The sequence below is a fragment of the Bacillus sp. P4_D3 genome (assembly GCF_056401855.1).
On sequence record NZ_JBFUIN010000076.1, the window covers coordinates 1 to 12,543 of the forward strand.

Here is a 12,543-nt window from a genome sequence, read left to right on the forward strand (position 1 = left end):
AATGTATATATGATGTTATTCCGCAAAGATAATTGTGGCTTCCATGATTTAATTGCAAAGACGAAAGTGATGAGTCTTGTATAATTAATATTTAAATTATAGGTGCTACTAATGAAATAAGACTTTTTATTGTTTGTATATAAAAAGTCTTATTTTTAATTTCGTAAAAAATTTGATTATATAGGGAGGATATCTCCTATATAGTACCTTCCATATTACTGAAGGATGTTTAAAGAAGCGGTAGCTAATTCAAACACCCTATTTCCGTTTTGAATAGATTGAAAATTAAGAGAATGGTATAATGGATATAAATAATATCGTTATATAACAAAGGGGGATTTGCAATGACTGGAGGTAGCTTAATATTTTGGGGAATTCTTATTTTTATTGGTTTAACCTTCGATCAGTATAATAGTAAGAAAAAAAAAGAAACAAATAAGTAATCGCTTACAAGTTGTCGAGTTAACTTTTCCTGCTTGCGGATTAATCTAATAAAAGAGTATACTGAATGACGGTAAGACTTATAGAAGGGGTAATGAAAATGAAGCTTGCAGGAAAGGTTGCCATTGTAACTGGTGGTGGCATCGGTATTGGACGTAGTACAGCTCTTTTGTTGGCTAAGCAAGGCGCAAAAGTAATTGTGACGGACATTGATCAAGAAAGTGGACAAGCAACAGCTGAGGAAATTACGAATCTAGGCGGAGAGGCACTTTTTGTATCCTACGATATGGGAAAACAAGGAGATTGGCAACGTGTTATCAGTTTTGCTATGGAGGCATATAGTCGTGTTGATATGCTTTTTCAAAATGCTGGTCTGTATAAAATAGATTCTATTTTTTCTCGCCAACAAGAGAACGATTCCAATGTACTTTGTATTAATGACGTTTGGATAGAGATAAAACAATTAACGTCATCTTTTATGAAACAGCAAGAAGAAGTGGTGCTCAGTGATTTACCAGTTTTCGGTATTATTAGCACGAGAGGACAATCATTTCATACAATAGAAGCCCTAGTATAATAATGGAAAACCGCCCTCAGTATATATGTGGACGGTTTTTTTGTGTGTATTTTCAGCCATTCTAATTTCTTATCGTATAAGTAGAAACTATACAGAATACAAGTGATTTCGTACCCACTATTTTCTTTGTTTTAATTTGGTACGGGGTAGAAAGAGAATTTGACCGTTTCTATGCATGGCTAGGTTCTCTTTTCTACCTAAAAAAGAAGGTGTTGTATTTGTATGTATACTTAGCGAATACGTTGTTCGGTTTGACTATCAAAGAAATGTGCTTTATTCATATCAAAAGCAAGGTTAATTTGGTCACCAGGTGAAAAGATATGTCTTGCATCAACACGTGCTGCAAAATCTTGATTTCCAAGTTTCATATATAAAATGGATTCAGCCCCTAACAACTCTGCAACTTCAATTTTTGTTGTAAAAGTAGTAGATTGTGAAGCTTCTAAAAATAATAGTTCATCATGAATATCTTCTGGACGAATACCTAAAACAATTTCTTTATTTACATAGCCTTGTTCGCGTAATAACTTCATTTTTCCTTCAGATACTTTAATCTTTAGTGAACTGTCTATAACGAAATCGGTTTCAGTTAATTTTCCACGGAAGAAATTCATTGCGGGTGAACCGATAAAACCACCAACGAAAATATTTTCAGGTGTTTCATATACTTCTTTTGGAGTTCCAATTTGTTGGATTTTTCCGTCTTTCATAACAACAAGACGGGAAGCCATTGTCATTGCCTCAGTTTGATCATGTGTTACATAAATTGTCGTTGTACCAAGGCGGTGGTGTAATTTAGAAATTTCTGATCGCATTGCAACACGTAGTTTAGCGTCTAAGTTTGATAATGGTTCATCCATTAAGAAGACTTTTGCGTCTCGAACAATCGCTCTACCTAATGCGACACGTTGGCGTTGTCCACCTGATAAAGCTTTCGGTTTTCTATCTAAATATTGTTCAAGCCCTAAAATTTGAGCTGCATGTTTCACTCGACGGTCGATTTCATCTTTCGGTATTTTTCGAAGTTTTAATCCAAATGCCATATTATCATACACACTCATATGTGGATAAAGAGCGTAGTTTTGGAAGACCATTGCGATATCGCGATCTTTTGGAGGAACATCGTTCATTAGCTTACCATCAATTGAAAATTCTCCTTTTGAAATATCTTCAAGTCCAGCTACCATTCGTAGTGTTGTAGATTTTCCACAGCCAGAAGGACCAACGAATACGATAAATTCTTTATCTTGAATGTGTAAATTAAAATCTGTTACGGCTGTTACGTTATTATCATATATTTTATAAATATTTTCTAATTTAAGTTCTGCCATGATATTTCCCCCTAGAAAGTTTATGCAAACGTTTTCTTTGAATTTATTATAAACGAATAGATTCAAAAAAGAAATAAAAACACTATAAAAAAATAAAACGTTTTCATTATTCCTATGAATATATAATAAGTTCCACATGTTTTATCAGAAAAAGAAAATAAATATTGTAAGCGCTATTTTAAATTTGGATAGAATCTGTTATCATTCAGTAATGAAAACGTTTGCGCCTTAAAAAAAGAAAAAAGAATCAATAGTATAGATGAAATGGGGTAGCATAATGGAAAAACAATGGTGGAAAGAAAGTGTAGTATATCAAATTTATCCTCGTAGTTTTATGGATAGTAACGGTGATGGCATAGGGGATCTTCGTGGTATTCTTTCAAAGCTAGATTACTTAAAAGAACTAGGTATTGATGTAATTTGGTTATCACCAGTCTATGAATCTCCAAACGATGATAATGGTTACGATATAAGTGATTATTGTAAAATTATGAATGAGTTCGGAACAATGGAAGATTGGGATGAACTATTACATGAAATGCATAAACGTAATATGAGACTTATGATGGACTTAGTTGTTAATCATACTTCAGATGAACATAATTGGTTTATTGAATCACGTAAATCAAAAGAAAATAAATATAGAGACTATTATATATGGCGTCCTGGAAATGAAGGGAACGAGCCGAATAACTGGGGAGCAGCATTTAGTGGCTCTGCATGGCAATATGATGAAATGACAGATGAATATTATTTGCATCTGTTTTCTAAAAAACAGCCAGATTTAAACTGGGATAATGAAAAGGTAAGACAAGATGTTTATGACATGATGAAGTTTTGGTTAGAAAAAGGAATTGATGGGTTCCGTATGGATGTTATTAATTTTATTTCTAAAGAAGATGGCTTACCAGCTGTTGAAACGGATGAAGAAGGATATGTTTCAGGGCATAAACATTTTATGAACGGTCCGAACATTCATAAGTATTTGCATGAAATGAATGAAGACGTATTGTCTCAGTATGACATTATGACGGTTGGGGAAATGCCTGGTGTAACGACAGAAGAAGCTAAATTGTATACAGGAGAGGCTAGAAAAGAACTGCAAATGGTATTCCAATTTGAACATATGGATTTAGATTCTGGAGAAGGTGGGAAATGGGATGTAAAACCATGCTCACTTATTACTTTGAAACAAAATTTAACAAAGTGGCAAAAAGCATTAGAACAAACAGGCTGGAATAGCCTTTATTGGAATAACCATGACCAGCCTCGCGTTGTATCTCGTTTTGGTAATGATGGAGCTTATCATACTGAATCAGCAAAAATGTTAGCGACAGTGCTTCATATGATGAAAGGGACACCATATATTTATCAAGGAGAAGAAATCGGAATGACCAATGTTCGATTTGAATCGATTGATGAATATCGAGATATTGAAACATTAAATATGTATAAAGAAAAAGTTATAGAGCGCGGCGAAGATATAGATAAAGTGATGCAGTCTATATATATAAAGGGCCGAGATAATGCTAGAACCCCGATGCAGTGGGATGATAGAGAACATGCTGGATTCACAACGGGTGAGCCTTGGATTGCGGTAAACCCTAACTACAAAGAGATTAATGTGAAACATGCAATCCAAGACGAAGAATCGATTTTTTATTACTATAAAAAATTGATTGAGTTACGCAAAAACAATGAAATAGTTGTGTATGGAACATATGATTTAATACTAGAAAATAACCCTTCTATTTTTGCTTATGTAAGAACATATGAAGAAGAAAAGCTTCTGGTGATTGCAAACTTCACTGCAGATGAATGTGTATTTGAATTGCCTGAGGATATTATTTATAGTGAATCAGAGTTATTAATATACAATTATGACGTAGAAAATGTATCGATAGAAAACATTACGTTACGACCATATGAAGCAATGGTATTTAAATTGAAATAAGAAAAAGCCTTATGCCACCCTGGCATAAGGCTTTTTCTATTACCATTTTAAAATAGAGAATCCGTACGGTGGAAGTGTAACTTGTAATACATTTGCTTCCGCTGAAAATTCTTCATTTGTATAAATGTTAATTATTTTCTTCCCAGTAATACGAAGAGGGAGTGAAGTTGTAACTTCACTGTTAGTAGGATTTAAAACGAAAAAGATAGTTTCATCTTCATATGTTTTTGTATAAGAAATATAATTATGTTCATCATTTGCCTCAATGAATTGAAAAGTACCGTGTCCTCCAAATGATTTATATTGTTTCCGTAATGAAATTAATGTTTGTATATGTGTAAATAAAAGAGTGTCTTGTTCTTTTTTATCCCATATCATGCATTTGCGACAGCCAGGGTCCATTCCACCATCCATACCGATTTCATCGCCGTAATAAATACAAGGAGAACCGATGAAAGAAAGGTGAAATACATAGAGTAACTTTAACTTATTTTTATCCCCGTTACATGTTGCTAAAATTCTAGGTGTGTCATGGCTGTCTAATAAATGAAATGCCGCTTCATTTACATTCATAGAGTAGAAATGTAGAGAATCTGTAATTTGTTTCATAAATTCACTTGAATTAATGGACTCGTTAGCAAAGTAAGAAAGTAGAGCGTTTGTAACCGGATAGCTCATTACAGCATCAAATTGGTCACCTTGTAGCCAGGGGAGTGCATCGTGCCAAATTTCTCCTAAAATATATACTTCAGGATTTAATGCTTTTATTTCACTTCGGAATTCTCTCCAAAAACTGTGATCGACTTCATTTGCCACATCAAGGCGCCAACCATCTATATGGAATTCCCTTACCCAATAACGACCTACTTCAAGTAAATATTCTTTTACATCTGGATGTGCCGTATTTAATTTAGGCATATATGGTGTAAATGCGAAAGTATCATAGCTAGGAAGTGGCTCGGTTATAATTGGAAACTCATGAATATGGAACCAATCTTTATAGGCGGAATTCTCACCTTGGTCCAGCACGTCTTGAAATTTATCAAAGAAGTATCCGCTATGATTAAAAACAGCGTCGAGCATTACTTTTATACCACGTTTATGACACGCTTCAATGAGTTCTTTGAAAGTTTCTTTCGTCCCGAATTGTGGATCGATTTCCATGTAATCAATTGTGTCATATTTATGATTCGAATGAGCTTTGAAAATAGGAGTGAAATAAATGCCAGAGATTCCAAGCTTCACAAGGTAATCAAGATTTTGAAGAATACCAGCAAAATCACCTCCGAAAAAATTAGTAGCAGTTGGCTCTGCACTGCTCCAAGGAAGGGTGTTTGCCGGATTTAATGTGCTATCCCCGTTAGCGAATCGTTCCGGGAAAATTTGATACCATACTGTGTCTTTAATCCAGGATGGTGCCCTGAAAACGTCTTTTGCATGAATGAATGGAAAGCAGAAAAAGTTACCGACATCGTCATTTGGAATATTAGAAAAAAATCCTCGTTCTGTATAAATAAGAGTTTCTACGTCGTTTTTTAATTCGAATCCATAACGTAAGCGTTTAAATTTTGGTTTGATTGAAACCGACCAATAATCAAATAACTCAGTAGATCCGGTTTTTTTCATCGGTGTACTCGCTGTAATCCATTTCCCATCTTGCCATTCGTACGGATCACCGTAGATGAGAGCGGCGCTGTGAACATCATCTCTTTTTGTGTGTATTCGGATGTGAATTGTTTTTTCATCGTAAGCGTATGCATAATTATCTTTTGGCCTATGATAGATCGCTTCTTTAAGCATATAGAAAATCCCCCTTTAATATCTCTATACATATAGTTCCCGTAAACGAAATAATAAAGATTATGTTGCAAACGATTGCCTTCCACATAACTTTAATATTGCTTATAAGAGTAGTATTCATTTTATGTAAAGTCAATGAATAAAGAGTATGATAAGATTATTTTGAAAATTAATATTTGCAAAATGAATAAAAGGATGTATAATGATAGACAAATAGCGCAAACGTTTTCATAGATTATGATATTGTTTGCGCTTTTATTAAACTATGGAATGCAAACGTTTTCAATTAAAGAGGTACATAGACAATTTAGGGAGGTTTTTGGGATGAAGAAAGCATTATCACTATTAACGATTTCAGCATTGTCAATCGGTATGTTATCTGCATGTGGACCGAAAGATTCAGGGAAAAAAGAAGCAAGTAACGAGAAGAAAGATTATGATCTTCTCGTTTGGGAAGATGAGAAAAAAGGTGTTGGTCTAGAGCCAGCAGTGAAAAGTTTTGAAAAGAAATATAATGTGAAAGTAAAAGTTGTAGAGGTTCAGATGACGAAACAAATAGAAAAACTTCGTCTCGACGGTCCAGCTGGTACAGGACCAGATGTTGTAACATTACCGCATGATCATATTGGTAATGCGGTAACAGAAGGGCTACTTTCAGAGGTGAAAGTGGATGATACGGTAAAAAATAAATTTACAGATTTATCAATAAAGGCACAAACATACGACGGAAAACTATACGGTTTACCAAAAGCAATTGAAACACCAATCTTTATTTATAATAAAAAATTAATGCCAAAAGCACCAGAAACGATGGATGAGCTGTATAACTTCTCAAAAGACTTTACGAAAGATGACAAGTACGGATTTTTAACATTAGGAGATAACTTCTATTTTGCTAACGCATTTATGGCGGGTATGGGCGGTTATGTATTTGGTGAAAAAGATGGAAAACTGACTCCGACAGATATTGGATTAAATAATAGTGGTGCAGTACAAGGTGCTGAATATATTCAAAAATGGTATAAAGAAAAATTATTACCAAAAGGAATTATTGGTGAATCTGGCGGTTCAGCTGCAGATGGATTATTTAATGAAGGAAAAGCAGCATCTATTATGAATGGTCCATGGGCATTCCAAGCAATGGAAAAGGCTGGAATTGATTATGGTGTTGCTCCAATGCCGAAATTACCAAATGGTCAACCGATGAAAACATTTGTTGGGGTAAAAGGATGGCATGTAACAAGTTTCTCTAAACAAAATGATTTAGCTACAAAATTCACTGAGTGGGTAACAAATGAAGAAAACGCGAAAATTCGATTTGAGAAAACAAAAGAAATTCCTCCAGTAAAATCAGTGATGGAAGATCCAATTATTAAAGATAATGAGGCTGCAAAAGCAGTTGCGACTCAATCAGAAAATGGAATCCCAATGCCGAATATTCCAGAAATGCAAGAAGTTTGGAAACCAGCTGGAGATGCGCTTCAATTAGTTGTATCAAATAAACAAGAGCCAAAAGCAGCACTTGATAATGCAGTGAAACAAATTAAAGGTAATATTGAGGCAAACCACAGCAATAAAAAATAAGGTGAAATTCGTGCCTCTAAATATGAGAGGCACGAATTCTCTCCCTTCCAAGTAGGAAGAAAAAAGGGGGAAGGAACATGCAAACATCTATAGAACCAACGAAAGATGTGAACGGTTCAAAGCATAGGAAAATGGCGACCATGTTATCTATTATTCCAGGCATGGGCCAAATATATAATAAACAATACGTAAAAGGTCTTATTTTTCTAGTATTAACAGGCTCATTTATTGTAGCATTTGCTGATTTATTAAATATAGGATTATGGGGAATTGTAACGCTCGGTACAGAAGTTCCACGTGACCATTCTGTCTTTCTATTAGTAGAAGGGATTTTGGCACTTATTGTTGTCGTGTTTGGACTAGGGGTATATGCATTTAACTTATATGATGCATACCAAAATGGGAAAAAACGCGATATAGGGACACCATTAAACTCAGTAAAAGAGCAATATCGCAATTTATTAGATCAAGGTTTTCCGTATTTAATGGTTTCACCAGGGTTTCTATTACTTATCTTTGTTGTCGTGTTTCCAATCATTTTTGTTATCTTAATTGGATTTACAAACTATGATTTATATCACTCCCCTCCAGCTAAATTAGTAGATTGGGTGGGCTTTAAAAACTTTATTGATATTTTCACATTACCAATGTGGAGAGATACATTTTTAAGTGTATTCTCTTGGACTGTCATTTGGACATTCGTTGCAACGACATTACAAGTTGCACTGGGTATTTTTTTAGCGATTATCGTAAATCAGCCTGGGATTAAAGGGAAGGCTGTTATTAGAACAATCTTCATTTTACCGTGGGCTGTTCCAGCATTCGTATCTATTCTTGTATTTGCTGGTATGTTTAATGAAACATTCGGAGCGATTAACAATCAAGTATTAGCTTTATTCGGGATTGAAAAGGTTGCTTGGATGACTGATCCATTTTGGTCGAAAATCGCTTTAATTATGATTCAAACGTGGCTTGGCTTCCCGTTTGTTTTTGCAATGACAACAGGTATATTGCAATCGATTCCAGGAGAACTATATGAAGCAGCTACAGTAGATGGTGCAACAGCTTGGCAACAGTTCCGCAAAATTACATTGCCGCTCGTTCTATATGCAACAGCTCCAATTTTAATTACACAATATACGTTTAACTTTAATAATTTTAGTATTATTTATCTATTTAATAGCGGGGGRCCTGCTGTGTCTGGACAAAATGCAGGTGGAACAGATATTTTAATTTCATGGATCTATAAGTTAACGATGACTTCGGCTCAGTACGGAAAAGCAGCAGCTCTTACAATGATTTTATCGTTAATCGTTATTACAGTTGCGTTATGGCAATTTAAGAGAACAAAATCATTCCAAGAAGAGGATATGATGTAAATGAATATTAAACGACAAAAGATGTTACGTCTTTCATTAAGTTATTTAGTTATCTTCATAATGTGTGCGATTATTTTCTATCCATTACTATGGATAATTGGCTCATCGTTTAATCCAGGAGATAGTTTGTCTGGTTCTAACATTATTCCGAAAAATGCCACGTTAGATCATTATCGCAAGCTACTTGATCTTGATTCAAGTAATTACTTACTTTGGTATAAAAATACTTTAAAAGTTAGTGTTATGACGATGATTTTTTCTGTGTTAGCAATTAGCTTTACTGCTTATGCATTTTCGAGATATCGTTTTGTTGGAAGAAAGAATGGTTTATTAACATTTTTAATTCTCCAAATGATCCCGAATTTTGCAGCGTTAATCGCGCTATATATATTAGCGCAGTTAACAGGATTAATTGATACACATCTTGCATTAATTTTAATTTATGTGGGCGGAGCAATTCCGATGAATACATGGCTTATGAAAGGGTATTTTGATACGATTCCGAAAGAGTTGGATGAATCAGCTCGAATGGATGGAGCGGGGCATTTCCGTATTTTTTGGCAAATTATTATGCCACTTGCAAAGCCAATCGTAGCGGTTGTAGCATTATTTACTTTCATCGGTCCATTTACAGACTTTATTTTAGCAAGTATTATTTTACGCACACCGGAAAATTATACTTTAGCAGTTGGGTTATATGAAATGGTAGCGAAGAAATTTGGTAATGAATTTACAACATTTGCAGCTGGATCAGTATTAATTGCAATTCCGATTTCTATTTTATTCTTATCGCTGCAAAAATATTTTGTTTCCGGTTTAACAGCTGGAGGTACGAAAGGATGAAAATGGGACATTACGTCCCATTTCTCTTTTCATCTCCCTATAAAAAGTTTTATAGGGAGATGAAAAGAGATTTGACATAGCATGAGAAAAGATGTGAAATAAATAGTATATTATAGTATAGGAAAATAGAGCTATTTCCCTTACAATACATGGAGAGGGAGAATAAGATAATTTTTGTGAGATAGAACGAAGTGATGGAAGTTTGCGACTTCTCCTACTACTTGCACAGATGCAAGATAACAATATATGAAATAGGGCAGAGAAGTGAGAGGAGGGGATTTTTTATGACAGTTACAATTAAAGATGTGGCGAAGAAGGCAAATGTTGCACCGTCGACGGTTTCACGTGTAATTGCTGATAATCCAAGTATAAGTGAAAAAACAAAGCGCCGTGTTCGAAAAGTAATGAGTGAACTAGGCTATCACCCAAATTTAAATGCAAGAAACCTTGCGAATCAAACAACGAAAACGCTTGGACTCGTTATGCCGAGTTCTGCAAGTAAAGCTTTTCAAAATCCATTTTTCCCAGAAGTTATAAGAGGAATTAGTTCATTTGCACATATGGAAGGGTATGCGCTCTATATGTCGACAGGTGAAACGGAGGACGAAATTTTTAATGGTGTTGTAAAGATGGTACAAGGGCGCCAAATTGGTGGAATTATTCTTTTGTATTCAAGAGAAAACGATCGGATCATTCAATATCTGCATAATCAAAATTTCCCGTTTGTCTTAATCGGAAAACCATATGATCGAAAAGATGAAATTACATATGTAGATAATGATAATTATACAGCCGCAAGAGAAGTAGCCGAGTATTTAATTTCATTAGGGCATAAACAAATCGCATTCATTGGTGGTGGATCAGATTTACTTGTAACGAGAGATCGTTTGGCAGGTATGAGTGATGCTTTGAAATTAGGAGATATTCTACTACCGAAAGAGTATATTTTACACTTTGATTTTTCAAGAGAGAGTGGTCAACAGGCTGTTGAGGAATTAATGGGACTAAAGCAACCACCAACAGCAATTATCGCAACTGATGATTTAATTGGACTTGGCGTACTAAGCGCACTTTCTAAAAAAGGGTTTGTTGTACCGAAAGATGTTTCTATTGTAAGTTTTAATAATGCTTTATTATCAGAAATTGCTAGTCCACCGCTTTCAACAGTTGATGTGAATATTTATCAATTAGGGTATGAAGCGGCAAAAGCTTTAGTTGATAAGGTAGAGCATTCTGAGTCTACTTCAAAATGCATTATTATTCCGCATAAATTATTGAAGCGCCAAACTTGTGATCATTATGCGTAAAAAAAGCTAAGAGTTTAACTCTTAGCTTTTTGCTTTAGAAAGGCTTCTAAACGGTCGCAGCCTTCTTTTAAAGTTTCCATACTATAAGCATAGGAAAGGCGAAGGTAGCCTTCACCGTATTCAGAAAATGCCGTTCCAGGAACGACGGCCAGCCCAGCTTCTTTTACAAGATCAAGTGCAAAATCAAATGATGAAGATGTTAAGTTTCCGACATATGGGAATAAATAAAATGCACCCGTTGGCTTCTCGACTGTTAAGTCCATTTGAATGAGTCTATTATATACGTAATCACGGCGCTTTTTATATTGATGACGCATCATCTTAGGTGCATCTTTAGCAGCTGTTAACGCTTCAATTGCAGCATGTTGGGCGATTGAATTAGCGCATGTCACATTGTATTGATGAACTTTTAATATATGATTTGCTAAATAATTAGGAGCAAATAAAAATCCAATACGCCATCCTGTCATAGAATGTGATTTGGCTAAGCCATTAATGACAATAGTCTTCTCACGCATTTCTGGGAATTGAGCAATAGATGTGTGTTGCCCTTCATATACAAGTTCGCTATAAATTTCATCGGAAAGAACGAAAATATTCTTATCTTTTAAGATAGATACAATATCTTCTAATTCTTCTTTTGATAAGGTAACACCAGTTGGATTAGAAGGATACGGTAAAACGACGCATCTTGTTCGTTCTGTAATTTCATTTTGCAGAGCTTCAGCTGTTAAACGAAATCCAGTTTCACGAACATCTATAAAAATGGGAGTTGCACCGCATAGTCGAATAATCGGCTCGTAACCAGGATAAATAGGAGCAGGTAAAATCACTTCCGTTCCTGCCTCTAAAATTGTTCGAAATGCAACATCAATCGCTTCACTAGCACCGATTGTAACGATGGTTTCGTTTTCAGGTGAATAATGTAAATCGTAATTATCTTTTACAAAGTTACAAGCCGCCTCGCGTAATTCTAGTAAACCAGCGTTATGTGTATAGCTTGTATAATTTTCTGTAATGGCCCGTTTAGCAGCTTCTTTTACTAAAGAAGGTGTAGGGAAGTCGGGTTGCCCAATTGTTAAAGAGATGAGATTATCATAGTTTTGAATCATGTTAGAGAACTGACGGATTCCAGAAATTTGGATGTCCTTCACTCTAGGATTAATGAATTGTTCCATTGTATCTCCCTTTCTTCCGTTTGAAAATTAAGTTCATTTTATCATATTTTTAACTATTACGCTTTGTTTATAAAATTCCCCCGCTATTTTAAAAATTCAGTGGAAGTAAGAAATTATGTGAGAATCCAAATGTCCATAAGAGTATAAGT

The 12,543-nt window shown here is 34.8% G+C and carries 10 protein-coding genes and 1 pseudogene; 8 read left to right on the plus strand and 3 right to left on the minus strand.

What is annotated here, in order from left to right; translation table 11 throughout:
• The 3 genes and pseudogenes from AC1DTM_RS11540 to AC1DTM_RS11550 all read left to right on the plus strand — a co-directional run.
• Positions 1-84, plus strand: a pseudogene (locus AC1DTM_RS11540) (RDD family protein); the annotation flags it as partial.
• A gap of 260 nt (positions 85-344) precedes the next feature.
• A complete protein-coding gene (locus AC1DTM_RS11545; RefSeq protein ID WP_002145961.1) occupies positions 345-443 on the plus strand; it encodes a hypothetical protein in 99 nt (32 codons plus the stop codon).
• Between the two features lie 65 nt (positions 444-508).
• Positions 509-1,018, plus strand: a complete 510-nt coding sequence (locus tag AC1DTM_RS11550) for an SDR family NAD(P)-dependent oxidoreductase (protein WP_033710801.1) — start codon at positions 509-511, stop codon at positions 1,016-1,018.
• 230 nt (positions 1,019-1,248) lie between these two features.
• On the opposite strand, the gene AC1DTM_RS11555 is transcribed toward AC1DTM_RS11550, so the two are convergent.
• Positions 1,249-2,349 carry an ABC transporter ATP-binding protein gene (locus tag AC1DTM_RS11555; protein WP_002111551.1) on the minus strand — a complete coding sequence of 367 codons (1,101 nt, stop codon included), beginning with the start codon at positions 2,347-2,349 and terminating at the stop codon, positions 1,249-1,251.
• A 277-nt stretch (positions 2,350-2,626) separates the two neighbouring features.
• Here AC1DTM_RS11555 and AC1DTM_RS11560 point away from each other — a divergent pair, with 277 nt between their 5' ends.
• Positions 2,627-4,303: a glycoside hydrolase family 13 protein gene (locus tag AC1DTM_RS11560; protein ID WP_088079300.1), complete on the plus strand. Its 1,677-nt coding sequence runs from the start codon at positions 2,627-2,629 to the stop codon at positions 4,301-4,303.
• 39 nt (positions 4,304-4,342) lie between these two features.
• Here the strand turns inward: AC1DTM_RS11560 and AC1DTM_RS11565 are convergent, their stop codons facing one another.
• Entirely contained in the window at positions 4,343-6,103 is a 1,761-nt protein-coding gene (locus tag AC1DTM_RS11565; RefSeq protein ID WP_016106061.1) for an alpha-glycosidase, read from the minus strand.
• Between the two features lie 324 nt (positions 6,104-6,427).
• Here AC1DTM_RS11565 and AC1DTM_RS11570 point away from each other — a divergent pair, with 324 nt between their 5' ends.
• The 4 genes from AC1DTM_RS11570 to malR all read left to right on the plus strand — a co-directional run bounded on the left by AC1DTM_RS11570 (position 6,428) and on the right by malR (position 11,216).
• Positions 6,428-7,687, plus strand: coding sequence for an extracellular solute-binding protein (locus AC1DTM_RS11570; protein ID WP_002111548.1), 1,260 nt, complete (start codon positions 6,428-6,430; stop codon positions 7,685-7,687).
• Positions 7,688-7,764: 77 nt separating this feature from the next.
• Positions 7,765-9,066 (plus strand): maltosaccharide ABC transporter permease MalC, encoded by a 1,302-nt coding sequence (gene malC / locus AC1DTM_RS11575; protein ID WP_002111547.1) that lies wholly within the window; start codon positions 7,765-7,767, stop codon positions 9,064-9,066.
• Positions 9,067-9,909, plus strand: a complete 843-nt coding sequence (malD, locus tag AC1DTM_RS11580; protein ID WP_002111546.1) for a maltosaccharide ABC transporter permease MalD — start codon at positions 9,067-9,069, stop codon at positions 9,907-9,909.
• 284 nt (positions 9,910-10,193) lie between these two features.
• Positions 10,194-11,216: a maltose operon transcriptional repressor MalR gene (malR, locus tag AC1DTM_RS11585; protein ID WP_002160657.1), complete on the plus strand. Its 1,023-nt coding sequence runs from the start codon at positions 10,194-10,196 to the stop codon at positions 11,214-11,216.
• 14 nt (positions 11,217-11,230) lie between these two features.
• On the opposite strand, the gene AC1DTM_RS11590 is transcribed toward malR, so the two are convergent.
• Positions 11,231-12,394 (minus strand): aminotransferase A, encoded by a 1,164-nt coding sequence (locus AC1DTM_RS11590; RefSeq protein ID WP_016106060.1) that lies wholly within the window; start codon positions 12,392-12,394, stop codon positions 11,231-11,233.
• Between the last annotated feature and the right edge of the window lie 149 nt (positions 12,395-12,543).

Coding starts and splice junctions, on each gene's coding strand:
- AC1DTM_RS11545 (WP_002145961.1), top strand. CDS start 345: ATGACTGGAGGTAGCTTAATATTTTGGGGAATTCTTATTTTTATTGGT.
- AC1DTM_RS11550 (WP_033710801.1), top strand. CDS start 509: ATGACGGTAAGACTTATAGAAGGGGTAATGAAAATGAAGCTTGCAGGA.
- AC1DTM_RS11555 (WP_002111551.1), bottom strand. CDS start 2,349: ATGGCAGAACTTAAATTAGAAAATATTTATAAAATATATGATAATAAC.
- AC1DTM_RS11560 (WP_088079300.1), top strand. CDS start 2,627: ATGGAAAAACAATGGTGGAAAGAAAGTGTAGTATATCAAATTTATCCT.
- AC1DTM_RS11565 (WP_016106061.1), bottom strand. CDS start 6,103: ATGCTTAAAGAAGCGATCTATCATAGGCCAAAAGATAATTATGCATAC.
- AC1DTM_RS11570 (WP_002111548.1), top strand. CDS start 6,428: ATGAAGAAAGCATTATCACTATTAACGATTTCAGCATTGTCAATCGGT.
- malD (WP_002111546.1), top strand. CDS start 9,067: ATGAATATTAAACGACAAAAGATGTTACGTCTTTCATTAAGTTATTTA.
- malR (WP_002160657.1), top strand. CDS start 10,194: ATGACAGTTACAATTAAAGATGTGGCGAAGAAGGCAAATGTTGCACCG.
- AC1DTM_RS11590 (WP_016106060.1), bottom strand. CDS start 12,394: ATGGAACAATTCATTAATCCTAGAGTGAAGGACATCCAAATTTCTGGA.